Consider the following 24,221-nt stretch of genomic DNA (forward strand, 5'->3'; position numbering starts at 1 on the left):
CTTTGCAGTTAAATGTCTTTATTCATTGCATCCTTAAATTCGGGCAGCAACGGCAATTGCTATTACATTGGTAACGAGCACGATGCCGTACTGGTTGATGCCGGGATATCCTGCCGCGAAACCGAGAAACGCATGGCAAGGCTTGGGTTAACCATGCAAAGGGTAAGGGCCATCTTTATCTCGCACGAACACTCCGACCACATCCGCGGTGTTGAAGTGCTGGCCAAAAAGTATAAACTGCCTGTTTATATTACCTTGCAAACGCTGCAACATGGTGGTTTGCATATTGATGACAATAACATCGTTCCATTTTTGGCTTACCAGCAGGTTTGTATTGGCGGGCTTTGTATTACTGCCTTTCCCAAACAGCACGACGCTATCGAGCCTCACAGTTTTATGATCAGCTGCGGAGAGATCAGGGTTGGCGTATTTACCGATATCGGCGAAGCCTGCGAGCATGTGATCTTTCATTTCGGGCAATGCCACGCCGCGTTTTTAGAGGCTAATTATGATGATGACATGCTCACGAACGGGCGCTATCCTTACCATCTGAAGCAACGCATCCGCGGAAGCAAAGGGCACTTATCCAATAAACAGGCGCTGGATATTTTTACGGGCCACAAGCCGGCTTATATGAGCCATCTGTTGTTAGCGCACCTGTCGAAAGATAATAACGACCCGGTTTTAGTGCAGCAATTATTCGACGCTTACGCAGATGGTACCCGCATTGTGGTGGCGTCGCGATACGAAGAAACAGCTGTATACCATGTCACCGGTACAGATCAACCCTCGGAACTGGATGCTACCCGGCTGCAGTTCACTTTGTTTTAACTTCGCTGTAGATACCTATTTTACCACCGTTGCCCGCAAAAACGATGAATTTGCCGTGATGACCGCAAACGTTGAAGCTGGTACCGTCGATCTTTGACCAGGTTACGCCGGCGTCTTTGCTGATGTTGGTACCCGAAGTACCCGTGGAAATGTAGATCTTACCTGATAAATATTGCACACATGATTGAAAGCCTGGTGAAATTTTAGCCAGGGCCCAGGTTTTACCAGCGTTATTGGAGTAGCAAACAGTCGAATCGGTACGCTGATCGTGCTGGTAATCGCCGCCGACGACTACCCAATGCTTACTATCCGACGTGAACGAAAAAGCGCCCGAACTGTTGGTGCCGTGGGCGATAGGCAATGGTGTGTACGACCATTTTTTACCGTTAATAAGCGAATAGATCAAATTTGCCGCACTGCCGCCCGAAACAATGAGCAGGCCATCGGTTTTCATCAGTCCGTTATCATAAATGCTGTAACAGGTACCGCTGGCAGCAAAGCAGGCCTCACCGTCGCGGCCTACAGGCGATTTAGCCACATCGCGCTGCTTCCAGGTTTTGCCGCGGTCTTCGGTCTCGAAGATCACGAAGTGGCCGTTTATCGGATCGCCCATAATGCTGCCGTATTTGCCGTTAAAATCCATGGCATCAAAAAACACCGAGGTATCGCGGTTATGGTATTTTACCTGCCAGTTGGCACCCCCGTCGGTTGTTTTTAAGATGAGCGCCGGCGTACCCGAACTCATGATCACGGCCTCTTTATCCGAAAAAGCCTGTATATCCCGAAAATCCGAAGTTTCAAAACCTTTTACCTGCTGCCATTGCCAGGTTTTACCGGCATCTTTGGTGATGGCCACGGTGCCCTTGCTGCCGCTTACCCAGGCAATTTTATCGTTCACCACGCATAATCCGCGTAAGCTTGCACCCCTGCCGGGTTGTTGCGTAACGGTTATTTTTTGTGCAATGGCACCATTAAAAAAAACGAACAACATCAGTGCAGCCGCACCGATACCTGCTATATAGATTTGTTTCATTTAACCCTTGTCCATACCTCGGTGCGCCCAAAAAGCGATATGCCGATGTATCCTCTTATCTTTAAAGTGTTGCCCGTCAGTGTCATTTTACAACTATAGGTTTTACCGCTTTTCGGATCATAAATGGTACCATCCTCATAAGTCTTTCCGTCAAACGTAAAATCCTTCAACAACTCCAGGTTTAGATCGGGCCGGGTACGCAACGCCGGGTCGGGATTATTTTTATCCATTTTAGGGTGACCATTCTCATCGGGCACCTTTATCCAGCCCAGTTTGCCAAAATATTTGTTCCCTACCTTGTATATCCATATCTGGTCTTCGCCCGATGGATTTAACCATTTACCGATAATAGCGTCGCCGTTGGGCTCCTGCGCTAACACACTTAACGATGCTATTAGCAACAGCGTTAAGATACTTGCTTTCTTCATCATCATAAAAGATTGAATTAATTGGTAAACTAAAATAGCCTTTTAACGATGGATTATCAAACATTAATGAATTATATATTTATTTTGACGGGTGGTGTATTCGTATTATATTTGCAGCCCATTGCCTGCCCGGATGGCGAAATTGGTAAACGTTGCGGTCTCAGAAGCCGTTGAGAATTGTCTCTTGAGAGTTCGAGTCTCTCTTCGGGCACTAATCAGTTGATTAGTTCATTGGTTCATTAGTTCATTTGTCTTATCACCGATATGTACTAATGAACTAATGACCAACTAACCAATGAACCACAACAAGCCCAGGTGGCGAAATTGGTAGACGCACCATCTTGAGGGGGTGGCACTCGTAAGGGTGTGGCAGTTCGAATCTGCTCCTGGGCACTTCTTTTCTTAGTCCTGAGTCAGGAGTCTTTAGTCTCGAGTCTGTTATCCGCAAATATATATCATATGCAGATTTAAATCCGCAAATCTCAAAGTTCGGATTACAAATCCCAACCAACGTAGATAAACCGCACATGAAATTAGCATCCGTTTAGCAAATTTTTTGTTTTGAATTGCTTTCATTATCTTAACAACTGATATCCGGGCACGGGTTATTTATGTTTTGTGATATGCAGCCGTAACTTAACCAGCACAAATAGAACATCAAACCTTTTTACTAAAAACTGTAATGTCGGAAGAAAAAGTAATACAGCATACCAAAAAAGCGGTTCATATCATAAAAGATAAAAAGCGCCCTCTTAAAGAGAAATTAAAAGATATAGCGCTTGAAGTGGCGATCATCATATTTGCGGTAAGCGTTACGCTGGTGCTGCATAACTGGAACGACGCCCGGCACGAGCATCATATTGAAAGGGAATTTTTAGAGGGTGTAAAAGAGGATCTTAAGCTCGAAGCTGATAAGCTCGAAACCAGCAACAGAGATTTTCAACCGGTGGTCGATTTTTACAATACTGCCTGGCATCAAATAAAAACCAACAAGATTGACGGAGCATATTTTGACAGAAACAGCACCCAGTTAACCAACACTGCCTATTATGTTGCAGATAACGGCCGCTTTGAGGGCTTTAAATCATCGGGCTATTTACGATTGATCCGAAACCAGCAATTGCTGAAAGACCTGATGACCCTGTATACGATAGATATCCCTTTCCAGGAGCAGATAGATAAAAATCTTTTTGCGCAGAGAAGTGCGGATTACGACAAGTATGTTGGCATAAAGGGAGTCGCGGATTCGACAGGCACCCATATTTCGCGCCTGCTTAACGACCCGGCGGTAAGATATCTGATATCGAGGTACGTAACCTCCTTTAACGAAAGAAAGCAACAGCAACTGGCCCTGGCCAAACAAATACGCGATGTAGTTGCCGAAATAGATAAGGAATTGAATAAATAGCAAGGCTATGTTCAACTAATGCACCATTTTTGTTGATTAGAATTAAAAACCCAGGCTAACTACCTCTCCATCCAAAGCACCGAGTTACCCGTATTAAACTGGTTTTGCTCCCAAAGCTTATTACCGGGATCGATGATCCAGTTACCGTCGACAATAAATTTATACAATGCTTTGCCCGGCGCCAGATATACGCTGATCGTCCAGGTGTCGCCATGACGTACCATGGCCCAGCCAGGTTCGTTCCAATCGTTAAAGGTGCCCGACAGGCGCACCTGTTTGGCATTATTGTATCCTTTTAAAGTAAAAGTGTGATTGGCTTTTACCGCCAGGAACGAATTGGTCTGCCCGTCTTCTTCCATATAATTGCCATTGGCCGGGTCGGTCATCCAGCGGCCGTCGACAATAAACTTATAACCGTAGTTACCTGCCGGAAGCGCATAAGGCAATACCCATTGGCTACCCGACCGGTGAAGATGCAGTTCGCTCGTGTTCCATTTGTTGAAACTGCCCGATACGATAACGCTTTTGGCATTGGCAAAACCGTTAAGCTTAAATACACCGGGCTCGCCGATGTTCAACACTGAGTTGATGTTTCCCGCAGCATCAGTTTGGGTATTCGGGTTCGACGGGTCCTTTGTCCATTTTCCGTCGACCAAAAAACGATAAATATGGCTGCCTTCGTGCAGATACATCGGGCGCACCCATTCGCCTTTTACAGGCATCATCACAATCTGGTTAGCGTTCCAGTTATTGAAACTACCCGCCAGCATTACCCGCGACGCCCTGGGGAAAGCTTTAAGCCTGAAAGTATAATTGTACTTAAAATACACCGAGTTGTGATCATCAAACCCATCGTCCTCCTTTAGCAGATTACCGGCATCGCTTATCCAGCGGCCGTTAACCACAAATTTGTACAGGTACTCGCCGGCGCTGAGCTTAATATCGTATATCCAACCGCTATCGGTTTTGATCATCACCCCTTTGGAGGTGCTCCAACTGTTGAAGTTGCCCGATACCAAAACCTTTTTGGCCTTTAAATTAGACGGGAGAAAAAACCGCGTAACACCCGAAGGCAGTTCGTGCACATTTTGCCTTAAAAAGCTGTTGATGCCGAATTTGATATCATCGTCGGGGTAACCAGGCTGCTTATCGTGCATTACCATATTCGAGGTGATGAGGAAGGGCCTCATTTGTGCATTTGCCGCCAGTTCGTTCAGGGGTTTTAACAGCATCAGCTTATTATCGGCCATATGGGATATGGTCCAGCCATCTTTTTGCAACTGGTTAAAATTACCGCGCAGCAGGTTATCAACGGTAACGCCTTTAATATCGGCTATCCGCAGTAAACTATCAATATCTGCTTTTTTAAGTTTCAGATCGAGGTATAATACCATCTGATCGTCGGTAATGGTAAAGGCATTCTGCCTGATTTGGGCAAGGGCGGGCCACATGGTGCAAAACACCAGCAACAACAAGCCTATATAACCCTTTTTTGCCATTTACTATTCGTTCTTATTGGTATACATGATAAACTCTTTTTTAACAAAGTTGATGGTGAACACCGCGCGGCCAAAAAAATCGCTGCCAAGCATGCCATCGATATCGCGGCCATAGGCCTTGCCCATTTGCTCCAAACTGGTAATGATCACCTTGTTATTGGTAAATACCCGCTCGCCAACAGACAATTTCTCAAACTTAGCGTATATTACTTCAAAAGTGCTGCCTCCAATACCTGTCAGCTTCGACCGGTTGATAACCTGTAACGTTGGCAGCAGCTTTTTAGCCTGCCGGTAATCGATCAGGTTAGTTTCGGCGCCGGTGTCAAAAGCAAACCATAACTGGTTATCGTTTACCGAAGCTTTAAACAAAATTGCATTATTGGCATAGTAAAATGGCATCTTTAGTATCGGATCGTGGTACAGTTGTTCGGCAGCGGGTATCTCGCCATCTTTATTAAGTTTGTGGATATACAATTGGTTTTGAAACAGGTCAACAGTGATGACAAATTTAGAAAATAGTTTAGTGCCCAGTAAACCCAGCACTTTAATATTGCGGCTGTTTTCGATAGCCGAAAGATTGGTTACGTCGGCCAGCAGCCTGTCGTAATGCAGCTCGGCGATATCCAGGTTGCGAACGCTTGTACGAAAGGCCACACCGGCATCGCCGTTAATGCCCCCGGCATCCTGCTCATTGTAATGCGGGTAATTGCGAAAGTAAGTTTGGTTAAGAACCAGGTAAGGTGCACCGGTATCGAGCACAAAATTACCCTCCATAGTATCGACTTTGGCTTCGAGGATAATGAGGTTTGATACCCGTTTGATCGGGATAACCAGGGTAGCGAACTCGCCCGATGGCTCCGGATCTGTCCAGTAAGCGCCCGGGAAACTGATCTTACCGGGTCCGCCGGGTTTAAATGCCATTGCAAGGCTGCTTACAGCCAGTAAAAGCAATAACATATAAAACCTGCGTAACATCGATATAATAAGGTAAATGTTTAGGTATAGACGCCGGTACCTGCAGGCAAGTTACAGTAAATATGATTTAAATAATGTTGAGGTGTGAAGTTTAACAGGTTTTTAACAGGAAGGTATCCCCAATCGGAACGCCCTGTGGGAGCGATAATTTATCAGATGTTAATCTTTATCTGACGTTCCATCGGTGTTTCATTTACTATATTCATCCTCATGGAACCATCTTCAAAATATTCAGGGACTCTTTCCTTTTTAACGCCTTTCATTTGTAACGTTTCATCATCAAACCATCCTATAATTATCTCGTCGTTATCCAATAACCTTATCTCTTTAATTTCTTTTAGAGGCAAAGTTAAGGGATTAGAAAAATCAAATAGTTTTATTACTGTCGGGCACGCCCAATAACAACCAAGTGTAGCAAGAATTTTCCCCTTAGGAGATAAATGAAAATTCGTCCAGATAAAGCCGTCTTCACCAGGCGAGTAGCTATTCATTTAATTGTTAGTTAAATCAATGACGGTTTGCCCTCCAAAAATATCCTCGGCACAAATCAAATACTCAACGTCGGCGGTAGTAACCCAACCATGAAAAAAGAATTCTTCGTTTACAAAGAAATCGAAAATCTTGTCATTTAGTATTGTACTATATACTTCGACTTTTGTTAAGCCAACATTAGATCTATTGTTGTTTGTCGAAACAGGTGTAGCTACGGCCTGAAAATGTTCAGATGGTGATATAAAAGTTTCGGCGTGCTCTGTGTGAACGCAACTATCGCCAATCTCATCCAGAATACCATCACGAATTTTTTGTATATGGTTTACTACCTCTGACATATATAATCTTCTCTACAACTCAAACTTCAACCCATCATAAGCCAGGTGGATATTGGGCGGTAACTCGAGCGATACATCGGCATGTTTGCCCAGGCGGTGGCTGATGTGGGTAAGGTAGGTTTGGTCGGCGCCCATTTCAAGGGCAAATTCAATAGCTTCCTCCAGCGTAAAGTGTGATATATGCTTATCGCGCTGCAGGGCGTTGATCACCAAAACTTTGGAGCCTTTAATCTTTAGGCGCTCCTCTTCGGCAATAGTTTTGGCATCGGTGATATAGGTAAAATCGCCTATTCGGAAACCGAGGACCGGCAGCTTGTAATGTAAAACTTCAATGGGAATAACAGGCACGCCCTGCACTTCGAAAATACCGTTGCTGATGGTATGCAGGTTTACCTGCGGAATGCCCGGGTATTTAAACTCCTCGAAGATGTACATAAACTCGCGCTTTAAGGCGGTTTGCACCATTTCGGTAGCGTATACATCGATTGCCGATTGCTGCCTGAAGTTAAAGGCACGGATATCGTCCATACCTGCGGTATGGTCTTTATGCTGATGGGTAAAGATGAGCGCATCCAGGCGTTTCACCTTTTCGCGCAGCATCTGTTGCCTGAAATCGGGGCCCGAATCGATCACAAATACCTTACCATCTATCTCCACCATGACCGATGAACGCAGGCGCTTGTCCTTCGGGTCGGCCGAAGTACAAACCTCGCAATCGCAGGCGATGACGGGTACGCCCTGCGATGTACCGGTTCCTAAGATGGTAATGGTCACAGTTGCAATCGGGTTTGGGTTATCTGATGTAAAAATATGATCTGCTTTTCGTCAAGCAACTTATGATCGATCTCCAGTTCGAGCAATAACTCAACAACCGAATGTATCTTGCTCTCGAGGTTCGAAAACTTGTTCACCACCACTATCCGGCTGTTTTGCAGCACACAGGCACCTGTTTTAAAGTTCCCTTTCTCGTACCTTATCTTATAACCTGCCGCTTTGAGCAGGTTTTCGAGCTTTTCGAGGGTATGCTGGGTGAAGGTTAACATTGGTATTGTGATGTGCGTATTGCGTATTGAGATTTCTGAAAGCGAAATATACAAAAATGGTATCGCACTACGCAATACGCATTACTCAATACTACCGCAGGTCAACCACTTCCACACCCGGGTGCGCTTTTACATCGAATGCAAAAACGGCATCAGGCACGTTTACATTCGGGGTAAAGGTTTGCATGGTATAGGTATATTTATTACCGTTCTTATCGAAGATCAGCGCGCTGTATATCTGTTTTTTGGCTTTATCGATCATCAGGCGAACCTTGAAGAAGGTTTTCTTGGCATCGGTCGGCGTCATGTCGATGGTTTCATAAGTTATACCACCCTGCTTTACCTCGCCGGTATAGATATAATTAAAACCTTTTTCGTAGATGGTAAAAATGTGCGCCGGGTTTAAGGCATCCTCATTGGTGGTCACATCATTTACCTGCACTTCGTTATCTTTTTTCAGGTAGGTCCACTGTTGTTTGCCATCGCTAATCAGCTCCTGGGCAATAGCCGGGGTTTTACCCTTGGTATACAGCGTCACTTTAAACTTGTTAGCCTTTGATTTGGCGATGAGGGTACCGGTCTGCGTTTCCTTCAGGTTAGCCTGCGGGCTCTCCAAAGTGTACATAAAGTTTGTTTTTACCACATCGTACGTTTTGTACTTTTTACTTACTTCGGCCAAAATCGCTTTAGCCTGCGCATCCTTCTGGGCATAAACCTGCATAGCAGCGCCCAGCATCATTAAAACATATATTGCTATTCTTTTCATAAATTCTTTATCCTCTGCTACTCATCCATATTGCTCAAAAACTGCTCCAAAGCATAGTCATCAGGTATTAAAACTTCGCGCGCCTTGCTGCCCTCAAAAGGGCCGACGATACCCGCAGCCTCAAGCTGATCGATAATACGCCCGGCGCGGTTATAACCCAACTTCAGCTTACGCTGAATGAGCGACGTAGAGCCCTGCTGGTGCATTACAATTAAACGCGCCGCTTCTTCGAACATCGGATCGCGGTCGCTTGGGTCAAAATCTTTCGGGCCGGAGCTTTCGCCTTCGCCTACGTATTCAGGCAACGCGTAAGCTTCGGAGTACCCGCGCTGCCCGCCGATGAAATCGGAGATCTTATCCACTTCGGGCGTATCTACAAAGGCGCACTGCAAACGGATCAGGTCGTTACCGGTTGATAACAACATATCGCCACGACCGATCAGCTGATCTGCACCACCCGAATCGAGGATGGTGCGCGAGTCGATCTTGGACTGTACCCTGAACGCGATACGCGCCGGGAAGTTAGCCTTGATCGTACCCGTAATGATATTTACCGACGGCCTTTGCGTTGCGATGATCAGGTGGATACCAATAGCACGGGCCAGCTGGGCCAAACGCGCGATAGGTGTTTCTACCTCTTTACCGGCGGTCATCATCAGGTCGGCAAATTCGTCTACAATTAATACGATGAACGGCAGGTAACGGTGGCCTTCGGTAGGTAAAAGTTTACGGTTAACAAATTTGGCATTGTATTCTTTCAGGTTACGTACCTGCGCATCTTTCAGCAAATCGTAACGGGCATCCATCTCGATACACAGCGAGTTGAGCGTGTTGATCACCTTTTTGGTATCAGTAATGATGGCGTCGGCCTCGTCGGGCAATTTGGCTAAAAAGTGGCGTTCGATTTTGCGGAACAGGGTGAGCTCTACCTTTTTAGGATCGACGAGCACAAACTTCAGCTCGGCCGGGTGTTTTTTGTAGAGCAGCGATACCAGCAAGGCATTGATACCAACCGATTTACCCTGACCGGTTGCACCCGCCATTAATAAGTGGGGCATTTTGGCCAGGTCGGCAATGAACACTTCGTTGCTGATGGTTTTACCCAAAGCAACCGGCAGGTCCATGGTAGTATTTTTAAACTTATCGCTTTCGAGCACCGATTTCATCGATACCATTTCGGGATTCTGATTGGGCACCTCGATGCCGATAGTACCCTTACCAGGCATCGGCGCAATGATACGGATACCCAGTGCGGCTAAGCTCAGCGCGATATCGTCTTCCAGGTTTTTAATCTTGGAGATACGCACACCCGGCGCCGGAATGATCTCGTAAAGAGTAACCGTCGGGCCGATGGTTGCCTTGATCTTATCGATCTCGATATTATAATGGTTGAGCGTCTCAACGATCTTATTCTTATTGGCTTCCAGTTCCTCGGAGTTAACGGATATTTTGTTCGAGCCGTAATTCTCCAGCAAATCCAGAGGGGGAAATTTGTAAGAAGAAAGATCAAGCCTCGGATCGAAAGCACCGAATTGCTCCACCAGGTCGTCGCTGGTTACTTTATCTTCTTTTTCGATGCTTAGTTCAGGCTGCGGGCGCTCTTCATCAACAGTTAACGGGATATCGGTATCGGCACTTGGCGACGGCGTTAAAACCACCGGTTTATGAAAAGTATTAACCGGCAATGGCAGGTCGGCCTCAGGTTCTTCTTCAGGCTCGGTGTAAGTCAGTTCAGGCTCTCTTGATTTATTGATCTCGATATTCTGCTGCATGCGCGGCCTTTCTGCAGGTTCGCTATCTTCGGCTGCCTCTTCCGAAAACCTCCCTTCAAACGGATCGAAAACCGTATTGGTCAATATGGCATCGCCGGCCGGCTCAAGCTCTTTCTTTTTACGCTGGGGGAGCTTAAAGTCGATATTATAAACAATGATGAGAAAAGTAATAGCGGCGAAAACCACCAGGCCGGCCGTACCAGCCTCGCCTATCTGTGCATCTAAAAGCCGATTGCTCCAGTAGCCAAACTCTCCCTCGAGGTAATGTGGGTACTCGGTAACCAGGCCATGAACAAAACCTATCGCAACCGAAAAAAAGATGATAGCGAAAACCGCATAAGCCAATGTTTTATTAAGGGGGAACAATCGCACCTTGAATAAAAAGCGGTAGCCGATAATAAAGAAAACCACGACAAAAATAAACGAAGCAACGCCGAACCATTCGTAGATAAATTGATTCGACAACAACGCGCCAAGCTTACCGGCTGTATTAACCACTACCGGGTTTTTTACACCATTCTCGATCAGTTCCTGCTGGGTTTTGAAGAGGTTGTGCCAGCCGCCGTTGGCTTTTGATACATAGCTCTGGTCTTCCTGCCAGGTAAACAGGTACGAGGTAAAGGCCACCAGGAAATAAACAGAGATCAGCAGGAAGAACGCGCCGGCAACCTTGATAAAGCGGCCATCCTTTAAATCGAAAGACGGAAGCTTCTCTACCTTCTGCTTTGCGGCTTTTTCGGTCTTTGAAGAAGTATTTGGCTTATTATCGTCCTTAAAGCTATTTGATTTAAACTGATTTCCTTTTACCGGCATTCTATATTTCAATGGCGTTCAACCGCAAATATAAAGTTAATAGATAAAACAACTTGTTTGTATCCATTTTTAATTTTTAGTATACTTGATTTGAAATGGGCCCCGATAAACTTGAGTACTACATACAAACAGCCGATGTAAAAAGCCTTGGCGAACTATTGGAACAGGACAGGAAGCTGGCTACAGCCAATACCAGCCACAATGTTTCACCACTGATGCTGGCCTGTTATTATAAAAAACCGGCTGTCGTGTCGCTTTTATTGAATTACGTTCATGATATCAACCTGTTCGAGGCTTGTGCCGCCGGTAAGTTTGATGTAGTGGCCCACCTGGTCTATAATCATCCCGAAATGGTGAACGGGTTTTCGCCCGATGGTTTTACCCCACTGGGCCTGGCCTGTTACTTCGGGCACCCGCAGATCGCCAGCTTTTTGGTTTTAAAAGGCGCCGATGTAAATATCCCTTCTGATAATGGCTTCAGCGTCTACCCGATACACTCATCTGTGGCAGCCAACCAGACCGAAATTACGGCCATGCTGCTCGATCATGGGGCACAGGTCAATGTAAAACAAAAATCGGGGGTTACGCCTTTGCATTCCGCAGCGCAGAATGGCAACCTTGAGCTGCTCATCATGCTGCTGGAGCATGGGGCGCAGGTAAACAGCCGTATGGAAGGGGGTAAATTACCAGCCGACCTTGCGGCCGAAAAAGGGTTTGATGATATCGCTGCGATATTGTCGGATTAGGGGGTGGATTAGTATAATGAAGAAGTATCATTTAAAGTGAGCTATAATGATGCGGTTATTCCATCATTCAGTCAATCAATCCTTCAATCATTATTATTTGGGCGTTGCCTGCGGCCGGGTTATCCCTAACGCAAACTTTTTTACTTCAAGCCACAATACGCAAGCAAGTCACCCATTCCCTTACCTTCAGCATCAGCTTTTACAGCCAGTTCTTCCGCCACTGCGCCTTGCCTGTTCAGCCAAAATGTGGTGTAGCCGAACTGTTTGCCGCCGGCCATATCCCATCCCGCAAAGGGTACAAACAGCATATCGCGTTTGCTGAGTTTAAAACCATCTATAGCCATTTGATATGCTCGCGGGTCGGGTTTAAATTTTTTGACCTTATCGGTGCTCAGCACCTGGTCGAAAACGCCTTGCAGGTTGCTGTTTTCGATGCCCTTCTGCATCATTACATCCGTAAAATTGGAGAGCAGCGCCAGTTTGATGCCGGCATTTTTTAGTATTTTTAAAGCACCGGCAACATCGGGCCAGGCCCTCAGGTTAAGGTAAGCCTGCATCAGTTGCTGCTTTTTCTGTTCGTCCGGATCGATCTTCAACGTTTTTGTCGCGAAGACCAATGCATCCCGGGTAACCGTAAAAAAATCGGTATAGGCGCCTAACTGGTTGCGCAGCCACGTGTATTCGAATTGTTTGGTGCGCCACAGGTCTGTCAATTGTGTGCCGTGTTCGGGGTACATATCCTGCGCCATTTTAAAAACCGGGCGCGGGTCGAAGATGGCCAGGCCATCAAAAGCGATGGCTTTGAATGATGGTTTTTGTGTGGTTAAAATATCCAACGGCCTGGTTAATAGCGAGGCGCCCAGCATGGTGCCGGCCATACCGATAAATTCTGATCTGCCGATATCCATTTTTAATTTTTGAAGACCGCCACTAAGTTAAATATGCTTGGCGTACAAACCCTGGTCGGTACCCAGGAAAAGTATTCCGCCTGATTCGAGGATAGCGTGTGCATGGACGCCTTCTAAAAACTGCTGGCCGTTTGCCCACGATGAGCCAATAGCTATGTTTTTATCCCGTTGCTGAATAGTGGTGCCATTTTCACTATCGATGAAAGAGAAAACCACTGTGAAAGTGTAATTTTTTGTGGTGCCGCTATACAGATCCTTGTAATTAAGCGCTTGCACAGTATAGAGATCGGCAGTATCATAATCCCAACTCAAACCGTTGTTACTGCTACGGATGATTTTCCCTTCAGATGTAACGGCATACAAAACGCCATTATCGATAATCATTTTCTGAATATATGAGCCCCAATGAGGCAGCAGGGTTTCGGTCCACCGGCTATTGGCAAAATCGTAATAATAAAAAGTACCGTTAACACCGCCCGCAGCAACCAGCGTGTTGTTTGAGCTTAATAATTTAAAAACATTATACGAGGTAAAGTTCTGCGGCAGGTTATTGTTAAATGCCGACCAGTTGCCAGTTGCCTGGTTTAAAGCATAAACCCCATTACCCTCGGTGGCTGCGTATAAAAGGTTATCCTTAACCGCGAATGATGTGACAGGATAACCTACCAGGAAACCATAGGTATTATAATCCCGGAAACCAGACACATAATTACTCCAGGTGCGGCCGCCATCATTGCTGCTGAATATGCCGTTGTTGTTTGTACCCAGATAAATCTGCCCGTTAAAAACCCGGATAGCGCTAATGGATACATCGGGCGCACCTACTTTTACCGATGCCCACGTCGCACCTCCGTTAACACTTGTATACAACGTATTACTGTTTGACGCAGCGTACAGGGTATGGTTAAACTCTTCCAGTACGGTTATAGTATCGTTAAGAACGGTTAACCTTGTCCAGTTCGGGCCGGGATCGGGCAACTGGCCCGCAACCGGCGCCGGGGTATCTTTCGTCCCGGTTTTGTGGCAGGATGCCAGGCACAGCGCAACTGCAACCAGGCAAACTCCTGAAATTATTTTCTTTATAAATACTAACATACTACATCATCGGTTTTTACAGCGCCAAATTAGTGTGCTTTTTTATAATACAAGCCGTTGTCTGTCGCCAAAAACAATACGTCTGTCAACGCAGTGAGCCCATGGCCATATAAGCCCGGCAGAAACTCTTCACCGTTGGCCCAGGTCGTGCCCAAAACTGCATTCTGATCGCGGCTCTGCAGCCAGATACCTTTCGTACCTTGCTGCTGATCAATGATCGAATACATTTTGTTATTACCCACGTACATCCCACACATCAGAAACTTATCGTCAGAGGTATCGGCTTTCAGGCCGACGGTATCAAAATTCATGGTCAGGCCGGCATCGTCGCTGCGCAAAATGGTTTCATGGTCATTATTGCCGACATAGATCTGAGCCAGAATGCTGGCCGGGGTGTTGATCATATCGATCACCAGGTTAGGGAACGGTGTGTTTTTATACCTGGTTTTGGTTATATCAACATATTGCTTTGTTTGCCACAATTGCTGCGTTTGATCGTAAGCGGCAAAAAAATCGGTGGTACCCGCAACAAAATAATTATTAGCCACCAAAACTTTTGATGCACGAACCGCATTGGTCAAGCCGTTTTGGAAAGGAGCCCATTGCCCCGTGGCATTCAGCTTTAGGAGCCCCTGGCCCGAATTATCGATGGCAGCTGCATACAAACTGTTGTTCCACACAGCAAATGAGTTTACGGTCATGGTATTATTACCGGCCCCGATCCATGTTTTACCATTATCGCTGCTCGAGTAAATTTCATAGTCGGTGCCTACAAACAATTTATTTTGATATACGATGAGCGAGAATATCAGTTTGCCCGAGGATACCGGGGCGGTAGCTGTCCAGGTGATGCCATTATCGGCGCTCTCGTATATCCTGTCGGATGTGGACGAAGCCACGTAAACCACATTATTAAATACCCCAAGGGCCGTGAAGTTATCGGCAGGCAGGTTAGTTACCCTTGCCCATTGCAATGTGGGGCCAATAGACTGCACAGTTATTGGCGTTTTATGGCAGGCCGTCAGCCCTATCCCGGCAATAAAAAAACAAATGAAAAATTTTAAAGCTCTTTTATTCATATCTTTTTAATTAGTAATCGGCTTTATATTTATCGGTATGGGTCACTATTAATTAAGTGTTAAAAATGCCGTTAACCTATACGATCTTTTTAAAATAGATCCCGTTATCGGTAGCTAAAAACAGGATATTATTCAGGTAACAGAAGTCGTAGCCAAAACCTGCCGTAGCTAAAACTTCGCTGTTCGTGGCCCAGCTTGTGCCTATCGGCGCCGCCACATCGCGCTGCTGTATACATACACCGCCACCTGTCAATACGTTGCTTACCACATAAAATTTATTATTGAAAGTGTACAGCATCCGGATACGGCTCGAATTAATGGTGCCCGGTTCCTTTTGCAGGCCGAGCGTGTCGGCGGCCCAGGTTAGGCCGCTATTGGTGCTGCCGTACAACATAGTGCCCGGCGTTACCAGCAGGGTGCCCTGCCCATAGGTTATATCGCGCATGATGGCCATACGGTGCGGGTTAAAATAATCCGTCGCTATCCACTGATTATTTAAGGTATTACAGGTATAAAAGAACCCGTTTCCGCCCCGTAAGGATACCAGGCTTTGATTTACGGCAATCGTCTTTTTTACCGTATAATCGAAATTAGAAGGTAAGCCGCTGGTATTGAAGGGCCCCCAGGTACCGGCGTTTTTATTCAATATCTGTAAGCCGTCGCCCGGCGTGTTGCCTTGCTCTGTTGACGCGTACAGGTTATTATTCAGAACGGTAAATGAGGTAACCAGCTCAATGGTTGACTGGTTAACCCAGGTTTGGCCGCCATTGCCACTGGCAAAAATGCCATCGAACTCGGTACCCGCATAGATGATGTTGTTAAATACCGCTAAGGCGGATATGTTGGTACCTTGCTTTACCAACGCTGACGGCTGCCATGTAGCACCCAGGTCAGAGCTCATATACACTATACCAGCGCTGCTTGCCGCGTAGACTGTGTTGCCTGATGTTGTGAGTACCGTAAACTCCTGGTTGGATGACAACGATGCGACTTTTGTCCAGCCGGATGGTGATGCGACACCCATATCGGGGCTATAATCATGACATTTATGGCAAGCCGATAAACCCAGCAGTAACGCGAGGCATACACTAAATAATGTGATAATCTTTTCATTCTTTTTGTTAATCGGTTTTGGTTTTTTTACTGTTTTCATTAGGTTATCAATCGTATAATAAATAAATTAAGGGACACAAAGTTATAGCCTGCCATGTTAAATGGCTGCACCTAAAAGTCCATCTTATTGACTTAAAAGTTCTTCGGGTACCGGGCTTACTGTTTTAAGGTATATCCGCAAGGGAAGCACGGTACCCATTATTTAAAACAGCAGGCGGTGGCAGTTAGTTAATAGAACGCTACCCGGGGCAGCCTTGAGCATTCGGACATAATGGCCGGATGATGGTCATACTCAAAAACGGGCGAAGTATGTAAACGGTTGCCAGAGGCTACAGAAAAGCACACAATAAACTCACTATCAGCAAATTAATTTACAAACAACGTCAAAAAAGCAGATCGGCGGGTTGACTACAGATCAGATACCCGGGTGCGGATACGCTTAACGTAGTTCCGGATATCGAGCACGATACCGGCAAAGAAATAGAATATGAGCGGGAAGCCCACTGCCAAAAAAGAAGAGTAAATAAAAAACAGGCGGATCTTGGAGATAGAGATATTAAAGCGTTCGCCCAGGTAGGTACAAACACCAAACGAGTATTTTTCGAAAAAAGTTAATATCCGCTGCAACATCACATAGCCGGTTTTAAAATCTTATTCCCAATACCGCACTGCAGGCACTTTTTATAATTGCAGTAAACGTTTTTTAGCTCGAGCAAGGCCTGCGATTCGTACGCGGTGCCAGCTTTTACCCCCATAGTAACAAAACCGGCAATTATACTGTTTTGCTCAACAGGTAAAAATTCAAGTAAATGCAGGGCACGGTTAACATAACGCTCCTGCTGATGCTGGTTACCATAAGAAAATAAATATAATACAATTGTGTTTAATAACAAAATATCGACTGAAGATTTGCCTAAGTTTTTTGCCGCCGGTTTTGACGGCTTATCAAACTGATAGTGATCATCCCAATAGCTGTTCATTTTGATATCGGTAAACAGTTTGGCGTAGTCATCATAATTCCGGATATCCAGAACCTTCGAAAAAAGATGGTTGGACTGATAAACCAATGCAGCAAATTGTGCCAGCCGGATAGTAGGAAAATTTAGCGGACGAAGCTTTGAAAACTTCCACAAATGCTTCTGCAGAGGTTTAAGGTTATATTTTTTCTGTAAAAACTGGTATTCGGCCCGCAAAGTTACAGGGTATTCGTCCTTCAGATCGGCGGTTAAAAAACCTGCCTGCCCGAATATCAGCGCCTCGATCTGCATCGGGTTGTTTTTGTGCTTTGCCAGGATGTTTTGCGGAAGCGATTTGGCCAGCAGTTCGAAAGGCAGGGCATTAACTTTAAAGCCAAAGTTGGCCGCCAGGTATTGGTAAAAAGTTTCTTCCCAATCGCCTTTGTTGGTTTGGATGGCTGCGGCAAGCTGGTTTGAGCGCTTTTGCAAACGCTCCACCAATACACGGGTTAGCCAGTTGTGGATGAGCAAAGGATCGATACTGCCGATACTTGCCTCGCAGGGAATGATTTGTTTAGGCTCGTTTATCAGCCAGTTGTACTTAGCGAACAGCTCATCAGGAATACGATCATTTAAGATGATAGTTGGGATGCGAGTGCCATCTTTACGGTAAACAGGGGTATCATCACGGCATACTACATGCAGGATCACGTTATCGTAAGCATCATCGGTTGTGTGCCCGTGTTGCTTCCAGCCGGATGAGGATAAATGCACCTCGACGTTGCCGGCCCAGAGGGTATTGCCTATTTTGATCTTGGCATGCTGAAAATCGGGGCCCGAATCGATATTCTGTAAGCCCGGCGAAACAATCTCAACGGTTTCCCCCAAAGTAGTCAGCAAACCGGCCTTATTAAAAAGCCTGAATTTCCAGACGTATTGCAGGAAGTCTTCGTTAAACATCATTTTTATAGTCCGGAGTATTGAGTTCTGAGTCTTGAGTCGGCAAATTAATAAATTTATCAGAATTATCCTGGCTCTGGACTAACGACCCCTGACTCAAGGCTAAATTACCCCCGCTTTCTCCAACTCTTCCTCCATCTCATGTTGAATTTTGAGCGCCTCGGCGCGGGCTGCATCGGCAAAGTCGTGGCCGTTGGATGCATAGATGACAGAGCGCGAGGCATTGACGATAAGGCCGCAATCTTTATTCATACCATACCGGCAAACTTCGGCCAGGCTGCCACCCTGCGCACCGACTCCGGGCACCAGTAAAAAATGGTCGGGAGCATGTTTGCGGATAGTTAAAAAGGCTTCGCCCCTGGTGGCACCTACCACATACATCAGGCGATCGTTGCCTGCCCAGGTGTTGGCCTTTTTGATCACTTCTTCGAACAAAAGGCCATCGCCGCAAGGCAGCAGTTGAAAATCCCTACTGCTTTCGTTGGATGTTAGCCCCAACAGGACGACCCACTTATCGGGGTATTTTAAATATGAGGTAACACTATCATAACCCATATACGGTGCAACAGTAATAGCATCAAAACCCATCCCGCTTGCAGCAGTATCAAAAAAAGCTTTGGCATACATATCCGATGTATTGCCAATATCGCCGCGTTTGGCGTCGATGATATTCAGGGAGTCTTCAGGCAGGTATTCCCAGGTTTTAACCAGGCTTTGCAGGCCTTTTACGCCCATGCTTTCGTAAAAAGCCGAATTGGGTTTATAGCTTACACACAAATCGCGGGTGGCATCGATGATGCGACGGTTAAACTCAAATACCGGATCTTCGGTATCTAAAAGAAACTGAGGCACCTTTTGGATATCGGTATCCAGCCCTACACATAAAAATGATCTTTTTTGTTTGATCTGATCAATCAGTTCTTGGCGGTTCGGCATGAAGTTTGTATTGAGCAATATATTATTTGCGTTACAAAAGAATGAAAATTAGCCCGGATAGCTACATTTTGATAATATATTTTCAAAAAAATTTGAAGTATTAATTTTATTGGTTAAAATTGTAGTGTTTTCCTGAATTTCTTGCACTAAAGAAACAATCAGTTTAAAATTTCCGACGTTTACTAACAATTGCAGACCTTTTAATTAAGGTACGGGTTTGCAAACTTTTTCCACTCAAAATACCCTTTTGAAATACTATTCAATCACATGTCTAATACAACAGAATTAAACGATAAACTCGTTTCTGAACTGCGTACCCTGGCTAAAAGTTTCGGCATAGACGATGCCGACGGTTTAAGAAAGCCTGAGCTTATCGCTAAAATAACCGAGCAGCAAACTTTAATCGAAGCCGCACGCTTACAGCAACAAACCGTGGCCCGCGATTATGCCGAGCATAACGCTCCGGCTGCTGCCGAACCGGCCGACGATAAACCGCGCAAACGCACGCGTACTATCAAAGGCAAAACCGAACCGCGCGAAACCGTACGCCTGGATGATACCAACCTCTTTAATAGTTTTGATGACGATGATATTCGTCCGCAGGATGCAGAAAGCAATGTACCAGCAGCTGTTGAGGCCGGTATCGAGCCATTGGAAGAGGTTACACAACCAGACGAGGCTCCTGTACAGGCGCCAGAAGCTGCTGCCCGCCCGCAAAAGTTTGAGCGCCGCAACAATAATAATCAGAACAATAACCAGCAGAAAGCCCAGGAACCTGCCATTAACCTCGATTTCGATAATGTGATCGTTAATGAAGGTGTGCTGGAAATTATGCCCGACGGCTATGGCTTCCTGCGCTCGTCGGACTATAACTACCTCACCTCTCCGGATGATATCTATGTATCGCAATCACAGATCAAGCTTTTTGGCTTAAAAACCGGCGACACCGTACGCGGCAGTATCCGTCCGCCGAAAGAAGGTGAAAAATATTTCCCGCTGGTGCGTGTTGAGGCTATTAACGGCCGTGTGCCTGCCGAAGTGCGCGACCGTGTTCCGTTCGACCACTTAACGCCGCTTTTCCCATCGGAGAGATTGAACCTGTTCACCGACTCGGGCAATTATTCAACCCGTATCATGGACCTGTTCTCGCCTATCGGTAAAGGGCAGCGTGGTTTGATCGTGGCACAGCCAAAAACAGGTAAAACCATGTTGCTGAAGGATGTGGCCAACGCCATAGCCAAAAACCACCCTGAAGTTTACCTGATCATCTTACTGATTGACGAACGCCCCGAGGAGGTAACCGATATGGCCCGCAGCGTACGCGCCGAAGTAGTATCTTCGACATTTGATGAACCTGCGGAGCGCCACGTAAAAATTGCCAACATCGTATTAGAGAAAGCAAAACGTATGGTGGAGTGCGGCCACGATGTGGTGATCCTGCTCGACTCGATAACCCGTTTGGCGCGTGCTTATAACACAGTTGCCCCGGCGTCGGGTAAAATATTATCGGGTGGTGTTGATGCCAATGCCTTACACAAACCGAAACGCTTCTTCGGCGCGGCCCGTAAGATAGAGGATGGCGGCTCGTTAACCATCATCGCAACAGCGTTGACCGAAACCGGCTCGAAAATGGATGAGGTGATCTTTGAAGAATTTAAAGGTACCGGTAATATGGAGCTGCAGCTGGACAGGAAGCTATCCAACAAGCGTATCTTCCCGGCTATCGATTTGACTGCTTCAAGTACACGCCGCGACGATCTGTTGCTCGACCGTGATGTGCTGCAGCGCATCTGGATATTGCGCAACCACCTTGCCGATATGAACTCGCAGGAATCGATGGAGTTTTTACAGGCGCAGATGCGTGGTACAAAAACCAACGAAGAGTTCCTGATTTCGATGAACTCCTAAACTTTCTTAACCAAATGAAAATATTATGGAAACACAAAGTACGTGTTTCTGTAATATTTTCGTTTCATAGTAAAGAAGGCTTCCGTATATTTGTAGTAAAATGAGGCAGCGCCTAAAAAAACATGTACCTAATGCCATTACCTGCGCAAACCTGTTCAGCGGGTGCCTGGGTATAGTTTTTGCTTTCCAGGGCAATTTACTGTACGCCGCTTACGCCCTTTTCCTGGCCGCAGTTTTCGATTTTTTTGATGGTTTTGCCTCCAGGCTGTTACAGTCGTTCTCGGGTATCGGTAAGGACCTCGACTCGCTGGCCGATATGGTAAGCTTCGGCGTTTTGCCTTCGGTAATCATTTACGAGCTGTTTTTACAGGCCCCGCAGATTGAGCATGTTAGCCCATATTTAAATTACATCGCCTTTTTGATACCGGTGTTTTCGGCGTTAAGGCTGGCTAAATTCAATATCGATGAACGGCAAACCGAGATCTTCATCGGTTTACCTACCCCGGCCAACGCTATCCTGATCGCATCGTTACCGCTGATTCTGCAGCAGCATACTGCTTTCTCTACCTTTATTTTGAACCCTTACGGCCTGGCCTGCTTTGTGCTCATTATGTGCTCGCTGCTGGTGGCCGAGATACCGTTAATGTCGCTCAAGTTTAAAAACACCGATGTACACAATAACATTTACCGTTATGTATTGATCTCGATATCGGCCATATCCATCGTGGTGTTTAAATTTGTGGCCGTTCCGGTCATCTTATTCATGTATATCACCTTATCCGTCATACAATTCAGAATCGCCAAATAAAAATGAAATTCCAAGCAGAAATTGATGTAATGCCAAAAAAAGAGATACTCGACCCTCAGGGTAAAGCCGTTACGGGCAGTATGAAGAACCTGGGCTTATCCGAAATCCAGAACGTACGCATCGGCAAACATATCTCGCTTGAAATTGAGGCAGAAAATACCGAGGCAGCACACGCCAAAGTTGAGCAGGCCTGCAAAAACCTGCTGGCAAACCTGATTATGGAAAGCTATAGCTTTGAGCTGAGACAGGCTTAAAGTTCGGCGGCTTTCGCTGCATATTAACCCTGCCTTTGTTAATGTGATCACCATTAACCCTGTAAATGTAACTGGGCATAGTGAAGATGTTTTACCGAGTCTTAATATCTTTCAGACTTTTTTCCAGTTTCTTAAAATCATTTGCACTGATGTTTCGGGAATCGGCTGCCGTATTGTATACCTTTTTTCCTGTTTTCGAATTCATAATTAAGAAATTAGTTTCAGTACGTAGTACGTAGAAAAAAGGGGGCTCGGATAAAATTATTTTCTTTTCTAACTCGGCTTGCGGCAAAATTTTGTATGGCAAAGAATAGTTTTTTAAAATTTTCTCTATTTGGGCATCATTCATTTGAGCACCTGAAAAAGCTGCATCTTTAACAAAACTAAATTCAGGAATATACAAAGTATCTTGACTTGATATCCTGGTCGATGCTGAATCAGTTTTAGCCACGGGGTCGGCGGTGTTTAGCTCCATTGCCAGATTTTGCATTATGTTCAAGACAACACCAGGATAACCGTTAGAATAAAAAAAACGACTCTTATCAAACGTAGGATCATCATAAGAAGACAGAAAGTAACTATGGTTAAAGTTTGTATTTAATATCACATATCTAAACTGGGAAACTTTGGCTTTTTCCTTAAAATAATCATCTTTTACGGTCCAAAAGCTAAAGTAATAAAACGTCATTGACGCATACCTCCCATTAACCGTATAGTCCTCAAGACTAAAAAAACTATCACCGGGTAGCACTGGTAGATCAAACCTGTTTTTATGCATAGTGATATACTGGATGTTTTTTGTGAACGTCCATTTTTTTTGAAGCCACGCTAAATATTTTTCATGGTCAGGAAAATTAAGGTCGCTTACGACAATATAGGTAGTGCCATTTTTTACAGCATTATATATGCTTTGCTCCTCTGCAGCTTGTTTTTCCTTTTTACTTTGAGCAATTGCTACCGACGCGAGTAAAAATATCAACACAAATAATACCGACGTTCGTTTCATGATTCTTTCAAAACAAAAATATTCTTCGGTTCTTAAACAGATATAACAGCGGAACCGGACTGTAGAGATAGGTGATACGAGAGTAGTACTTACAACTCTGCGGCTTTTGCTTCGCGTATCACCTTTAATTTTTCGAGTGTCGGGGCGATGATGCTTCTTACCGAAACATATTTTGCTTCGATGGCGGCAAAATCGGCATCGCCTTTGGCCAAAGCCTCTACTTCCTGCATCATCGATTGAGCGGTCAGCATCCCGAAAAAGCCTAAGTTTGGTTTTAATTTATGGGCGGATTGGGCAATGAGGGTCCTATCGCCGGCCTTGATGGCATTATAGATGGCCCACATCAGCTCGGGCGTTTGCACCAGAAACATATCTATCGATTCGACGATGAATTCGGTGCTGCCGTCAGCTATTTCGAGCAAAAAAGAAAGGTCAAAGTACTGATCTGATAGTTCCAATTCCGGCATAACGTGTTCTTTAAACACGTAAAACTACAATTTTTTCACAATCAAACTATCTTTAAAATTATTTAATTGTAAAATATTTTTATTTAATACCGGGTGAATATATTGCGGGGCTATTTCGGCCAGCGGCTCCAAAACAAACTTACGCTGGTGCAGATGCGGGTGCGGGATCACCAGGTCGGGCTGGTTTATTACCTCATTATCATAAAATAATATATCAATATCGATAGTGCGCGATCCCCATTTCTCCAGCCGCTCGCGCCCCAGGCTTTTTTCGATAGCCAGTATACGCTCCAATACTTCGCGTGGCTTCAGGGCGGTGCTCACCTGTAAAACCTGGTTCAGGTAATCGGGTTCATCAGTCTTCCCCCACGATTGCGTTTCGTATACCGACGAGCGTTTGACGATGCGGCCAACCTGCAGGACAATCCCTGTACAGGCCTCATTTAAAAATAGTTGCCGGTTGCCCAGGTTACTGCCTAAAAGTAAAAAAACATCAACCATGTTGTAACAAATATTATGCGCTATGCTCTTAAGCTTATATGCCGCGTTTTAGTAGCTTTGCATAGTTATAAAGTTTTTTAATATTA

The 24,221-nt window shown here is 45.4% G+C and carries 26 protein-coding genes and 2 tRNA genes; 8 read left to right on the forward strand and 20 right to left on the reverse strand.

The window, feature by feature from the left end:
- Positions 1–12 precede the first annotated feature (12 nt).
- On the forward strand, positions 13–831 hold the full coding sequence (locus BEL04_RS09505) for an MBL fold metallo-hydrolase (protein ID WP_066002697.1): 819 nt from the start codon (positions 13–15) through the stop codon (positions 829–831).
- Here the strand turns inward: BEL04_RS09505 and BEL04_RS09510 are convergent.
- Positions 818–1,864, reverse strand: coding sequence for a YCF48-related protein (locus BEL04_RS09510; protein WP_066002698.1), 1,047 nt, complete (start codon positions 1,862–1,864; stop codon positions 818–820). The two genes, BEL04_RS09505 and BEL04_RS09510, sit on opposite strands and share 14 nt — an antisense overlap.
- Positions 1,861–2,298: a DUF2147 domain-containing protein gene (locus BEL04_RS09515; protein WP_371327582.1), complete on the reverse strand. Its 438-nt coding sequence runs from the start codon at positions 2,296–2,298 to the stop codon at positions 1,861–1,863. The genes BEL04_RS09510 and BEL04_RS09515 overlap by 4 nt, the downstream gene beginning before the upstream one ends.
- Before the next feature lie 121 nt (positions 2,299–2,419).
- Here BEL04_RS09515 and BEL04_RS09520 point away from each other — a divergent pair.
- The 3 genes from BEL04_RS09520 to BEL04_RS09530 all read left to right on the forward strand — a co-directional run bounded on the left by BEL04_RS09520 (position 2,420) and on the right by BEL04_RS09530 (position 3,700).
- Positions 2,420–2,503 (forward strand) — tRNA-Leu (locus BEL04_RS09520).
- A gap of 98 nt (positions 2,504–2,601) precedes the next feature.
- Positions 2,602–2,685 (forward strand) — tRNA-Leu (locus BEL04_RS09525).
- Between the two features lie 289 nt (positions 2,686–2,974).
- Positions 2,975–3,700, forward strand: coding sequence for a hypothetical protein (locus BEL04_RS09530; protein ID WP_066002700.1), 726 nt, complete (start codon positions 2,975–2,977; stop codon positions 3,698–3,700).
- Between the two features lie 59 nt (positions 3,701–3,759).
- Here BEL04_RS09530 and BEL04_RS09535 read toward each other — a convergent pair whose 3' ends face one another.
- The 8 genes from BEL04_RS09535 to BEL04_RS09570 form a co-directional block, all read right to left on the reverse strand.
- Positions 3,760–5,199 carry a glycogen-binding domain-containing protein gene (locus BEL04_RS09535; protein WP_066002701.1) on the reverse strand — a complete coding sequence of 480 codons (1,440 nt, stop codon included), beginning with the start codon at positions 5,197–5,199 and terminating at the stop codon, positions 3,760–3,762.
- A 3-nt stretch (positions 5,200–5,202) separates the two neighbouring features.
- On the reverse strand, positions 5,203–6,174 hold the full coding sequence (locus BEL04_RS09540; RefSeq protein ID WP_066002703.1) for a pepsin/retropepsin-like aspartic protease family protein: 972 nt from the start codon (positions 6,172–6,174) through the stop codon (positions 5,203–5,205).
- A gap of 152 nt (positions 6,175–6,326) precedes the next feature.
- Positions 6,327–6,665 carry a hypothetical protein gene (locus tag BEL04_RS09545; RefSeq protein ID WP_066002705.1) on the reverse strand — a complete coding sequence of 113 codons (339 nt, stop codon included), beginning with the start codon at positions 6,663–6,665 and terminating at the stop codon, positions 6,327–6,329.
- Entirely contained in the window at positions 6,666–7,004 is a 339-nt protein-coding gene (locus BEL04_RS09550) for a hypothetical protein (RefSeq protein ID WP_066002707.1), read from the reverse strand. It lies immediately after the preceding gene.
- A gap of 12 nt (positions 7,005–7,016) precedes the next feature.
- The gene (locus BEL04_RS09555; RefSeq protein ID WP_066002708.1) at positions 7,017–7,778 is read right to left on the reverse strand and encodes an MBL fold metallo-hydrolase; all 762 of its coding nucleotides are present in this window, start codon (positions 7,776–7,778) and stop codon (positions 7,017–7,019) included.
- Positions 7,775–8,047, reverse strand: a complete 273-nt coding sequence (locus BEL04_RS09560) for a hypothetical protein (protein ID WP_066002709.1) — start codon at positions 8,045–8,047, stop codon at positions 7,775–7,777. Before BEL04_RS09560 ends, BEL04_RS09555 begins: the two co-directional genes overlap by 4 nt.
- 91 nt (positions 8,048–8,138) lie before the next feature.
- Positions 8,139–8,813, reverse strand: coding sequence for an outer membrane lipoprotein carrier protein LolA (locus tag BEL04_RS09565; RefSeq protein ID WP_066002711.1), 675 nt, complete (start codon positions 8,811–8,813; stop codon positions 8,139–8,141).
- A 17-nt stretch (positions 8,814–8,830) separates the two neighbouring features.
- Entirely contained in the window at positions 8,831–11,398 is a 2,568-nt protein-coding gene (locus BEL04_RS09570) for a DNA translocase FtsK (protein WP_066002712.1), read from the reverse strand.
- Positions 11,399–11,493: 95 nt separating this feature from the next.
- On the opposite strand from BEL04_RS09570, the gene BEL04_RS09575 reads away from it, so the two are divergent.
- Complete coding sequence (locus BEL04_RS09575) at positions 11,494–12,144, forward strand: ankyrin repeat domain-containing protein (protein WP_066002714.1); 651 nt, start codon at positions 11,494–11,496, stop codon at positions 12,142–12,144.
- Positions 12,145–12,284: 140 nt separating this feature from the next.
- On the opposite strand, the gene BEL04_RS09580 is transcribed toward BEL04_RS09575, so the two are convergent.
- The 7 genes from BEL04_RS09580 to pyrF form a co-directional block, all read right to left on the reverse strand.
- Positions 12,285–13,052: a haloacid dehalogenase type II gene (locus BEL04_RS09580; protein WP_066002715.1), complete on the reverse strand. Its 768-nt coding sequence runs from the start codon at positions 13,050–13,052 to the stop codon at positions 12,285–12,287.
- A 27-nt stretch (positions 13,053–13,079) separates the two neighbouring features.
- On the reverse strand, positions 13,080–14,147 hold the full coding sequence (locus BEL04_RS09585; protein ID WP_066002716.1) for a PQQ-binding-like beta-propeller repeat protein: 1,068 nt from the start codon (positions 14,145–14,147) through the stop codon (positions 13,080–13,082).
- Between the two features lie 29 nt (positions 14,148–14,176).
- The gene (locus BEL04_RS09590; protein WP_066002717.1) at positions 14,177–15,226 is read right to left on the reverse strand and encodes a hypothetical protein; all 1,050 of its coding nucleotides are present in this window, start codon (positions 15,224–15,226) and stop codon (positions 14,177–14,179) included.
- Between the two features lie 76 nt (positions 15,227–15,302).
- Positions 15,303–16,379 carry a hypothetical protein gene (locus tag BEL04_RS09595; protein WP_066002719.1) on the reverse strand — a complete coding sequence of 359 codons (1,077 nt, stop codon included), beginning with the start codon at positions 16,377–16,379 and terminating at the stop codon, positions 15,303–15,305.
- A gap of 368 nt (positions 16,380–16,747) precedes the next feature.
- On the reverse strand, positions 16,748–16,969 hold the full coding sequence (locus BEL04_RS09600) for a PspC domain-containing protein (RefSeq protein ID WP_066002721.1): 222 nt from the start codon (positions 16,967–16,969) through the stop codon (positions 16,748–16,750).
- Positions 16,969–18,258: a DUF2851 family protein gene (locus BEL04_RS09605; RefSeq protein WP_066002723.1), complete on the reverse strand. Its 1,290-nt coding sequence runs from the start codon at positions 18,256–18,258 to the stop codon at positions 16,969–16,971. The genes BEL04_RS09600 and BEL04_RS09605 overlap by 1 nt, the downstream gene beginning before the upstream one ends.
- A gap of 99 nt (positions 18,259–18,357) precedes the next feature.
- Complete coding sequence (gene pyrF / locus BEL04_RS09610) at positions 18,358–19,191, reverse strand: orotidine-5'-phosphate decarboxylase (RefSeq protein WP_066002728.1); 834 nt, start codon at positions 19,189–19,191, stop codon at positions 18,358–18,360.
- Positions 19,192–19,458: 267 nt separating this feature from the next.
- Between pyrF and rho the strand changes: the two genes are divergently transcribed.
- The 3 genes from rho to purS all read left to right on the forward strand — a co-directional run bounded on the left by rho (position 19,459) and on the right by purS (position 22,161).
- Positions 19,459–21,099: a transcription termination factor Rho gene (gene rho, locus BEL04_RS09615; RefSeq protein WP_066002730.1), complete on the forward strand. Its 1,641-nt coding sequence runs from the start codon at positions 19,459–19,461 to the stop codon at positions 21,097–21,099.
- Between the two features lie 100 nt (positions 21,100–21,199).
- The gene (gene pssA, locus BEL04_RS09620; protein ID WP_066002732.1) at positions 21,200–21,907 is read left to right on the forward strand and encodes a CDP-diacylglycerol--serine O-phosphatidyltransferase; all 708 of its coding nucleotides are present in this window, start codon (positions 21,200–21,202) and stop codon (positions 21,905–21,907) included.
- Between the two features lie 2 nt (positions 21,908–21,909).
- Positions 21,910–22,161 (forward strand): phosphoribosylformylglycinamidine synthase subunit PurS, encoded by a 252-nt coding sequence (gene purS, locus BEL04_RS09625; RefSeq protein WP_066002735.1) that lies wholly within the window; start codon positions 21,910–21,912, stop codon positions 22,159–22,161.
- A 91-nt stretch (positions 22,162–22,252) separates the two neighbouring features.
- On the opposite strand, the gene BEL04_RS09630 is transcribed toward purS, so the two are convergent.
- From BEL04_RS09630 to folK, 3 genes are all read right to left on the reverse strand, one after another.
- Positions 22,253–23,167, reverse strand: coding sequence for a hypothetical protein (locus BEL04_RS09630; RefSeq protein ID WP_066002736.1), 915 nt, complete (start codon positions 23,165–23,167; stop codon positions 22,253–22,255).
- An 89-nt stretch (positions 23,168–23,256) separates the two neighbouring features.
- On the reverse strand, positions 23,257–23,634 hold the full coding sequence (locus BEL04_RS09635; RefSeq protein ID WP_066002737.1) for an Hpt domain-containing protein: 378 nt from the start codon (positions 23,632–23,634) through the stop codon (positions 23,257–23,259).
- 24 nt (positions 23,635–23,658) lie between these two features.
- Complete coding sequence (folK, locus tag BEL04_RS09640; RefSeq protein ID WP_066002739.1) at positions 23,659–24,135, reverse strand: 2-amino-4-hydroxy-6-hydroxymethyldihydropteridine diphosphokinase; 477 nt, start codon at positions 24,133–24,135, stop codon at positions 23,659–23,661.
- Between the last annotated feature and the right edge of the window lie 86 nt (positions 24,136–24,221).

The sequence above is a fragment of the Mucilaginibacter sp. PPCGB 2223 genome, assembly GCF_001705515.1.
Taxonomy (GTDB): domain Bacteria; phylum Bacteroidota; class Bacteroidia; order Sphingobacteriales; family Sphingobacteriaceae; genus Mucilaginibacter.

What these genes read in the sequence shown, in the direction of transcription:
- BEL04_RS09505 (WP_066002697.1), top strand. Translation starts at nt 13, where the DNA reads ATGTCTTTATTCATTGCATCCTTAAATTCGGGCAGCAACGGCAATTGC.
- BEL04_RS09510 (WP_066002698.1), bottom strand. Translation starts at nt 1,864, where the DNA reads ATGAAACAAATCTATATAGCAGGTATCGGTGCGGCTGCACTGATGTTG.
- BEL04_RS09515 (WP_371327582.1), bottom strand. Translation starts at nt 2,298, where the DNA reads ATGATGATGAAGAAAGCAAGTATCTTAACGCTGTTGCTAATAGCATCG.
- BEL04_RS09530 (WP_066002700.1), top strand. Translation starts at nt 2,975, where the DNA reads ATGTCGGAAGAAAAAGTAATACAGCATACCAAAAAAGCGGTTCATATC.
- BEL04_RS09535 (WP_066002701.1), bottom strand. Translation starts at nt 5,199, where the DNA reads ATGGCAAAAAAGGGTTATATAGGCTTGTTGTTGCTGGTGTTTTGCACC.
- BEL04_RS09540 (WP_066002703.1), bottom strand. Translation starts at nt 6,174, where the DNA reads ATGTTACGCAGGTTTTATATGTTATTGCTTTTACTGGCTGTAAGCAGC.
- BEL04_RS09545 (WP_066002705.1), bottom strand. Translation starts at nt 6,665, where the DNA reads ATGAATAGCTACTCGCCTGGTGAAGACGGCTTTATCTGGACGAATTTT.
- BEL04_RS09550 (WP_066002707.1), bottom strand. Translation starts at nt 7,004, where the DNA reads ATGTCAGAGGTAGTAAACCATATACAAAAAATTCGTGATGGTATTCTG.
- BEL04_RS09560 (WP_066002709.1), bottom strand. Translation starts at nt 8,047, where the DNA reads ATGTTAACCTTCACCCAGCATACCCTCGAAAAGCTCGAAAACCTGCTC.
- BEL04_RS09565 (WP_066002711.1), bottom strand. Translation starts at nt 8,813, where the DNA reads ATGAAAAGAATAGCAATATATGTTTTAATGATGCTGGGCGCTGCTATG.
- BEL04_RS09570 (WP_066002712.1), bottom strand. Translation starts at nt 11,398, where the DNA reads ATGCCGGTAAAAGGAAATCAGTTTAAATCAAATAGCTTTAAGGACGAT.
- BEL04_RS09575 (WP_066002714.1), top strand. Translation starts at nt 11,494, where the DNA reads ATGGGCCCCGATAAACTTGAGTACTACATACAAACAGCCGATGTAAAA.
- BEL04_RS09580 (WP_066002715.1), bottom strand. Translation starts at nt 13,052, where the DNA reads ATGGATATCGGCAGATCAGAATTTATCGGTATGGCCGGCACCATGCTG.
- BEL04_RS09585 (WP_066002716.1), bottom strand. Translation starts at nt 14,147, where the DNA reads ATGTTAGTATTTATAAAGAAAATAATTTCAGGAGTTTGCCTGGTTGCA.
- BEL04_RS09590 (WP_066002717.1), bottom strand. Translation starts at nt 15,226, where the DNA reads ATGAATAAAAGAGCTTTAAAATTTTTCATTTGTTTTTTTATTGCCGGG.
- BEL04_RS09595 (WP_066002719.1), bottom strand. Translation starts at nt 16,379, where the DNA reads ATGAAAACAGTAAAAAAACCAAAACCGATTAACAAAAAGAATGAAAAG.
- BEL04_RS09600 (WP_066002721.1), bottom strand. Translation starts at nt 16,969, where the DNA reads ATGTTGCAGCGGATATTAACTTTTTTCGAAAAATACTCGTTTGGTGTT.
- BEL04_RS09605 (WP_066002723.1), bottom strand. Translation starts at nt 18,258, where the DNA reads ATGATGTTTAACGAAGACTTCCTGCAATACGTCTGGAAATTCAGGCTT.
- pyrF (WP_066002728.1), bottom strand. Translation starts at nt 19,191, where the DNA reads ATGCCGAACCGCCAAGAACTGATTGATCAGATCAAACAAAAAAGATCA.
- rho (WP_066002730.1), top strand. Translation starts at nt 19,459, where the DNA reads ATGTCTAATACAACAGAATTAAACGATAAACTCGTTTCTGAACTGCGT.
- pssA (WP_066002732.1), top strand. Translation starts at nt 21,200, where the DNA reads ATGAGGCAGCGCCTAAAAAAACATGTACCTAATGCCATTACCTGCGCA.
- purS (WP_066002735.1), top strand. Translation starts at nt 21,910, where the DNA reads ATGAAATTCCAAGCAGAAATTGATGTAATGCCAAAAAAAGAGATACTC.
- BEL04_RS09630 (WP_066002736.1), bottom strand. Translation starts at nt 23,167, where the DNA reads ATGAAACGAACGTCGGTATTATTTGTGTTGATATTTTTACTCGCGTCG.
- BEL04_RS09635 (WP_066002737.1), bottom strand. Translation starts at nt 23,634, where the DNA reads ATGCCGGAATTGGAACTATCAGATCAGTACTTTGACCTTTCTTTTTTG.
- folK (WP_066002739.1), bottom strand. Translation starts at nt 24,135, where the DNA reads ATGGTTGATGTTTTTTTACTTTTAGGCAGTAACCTGGGCAACCGGCAA.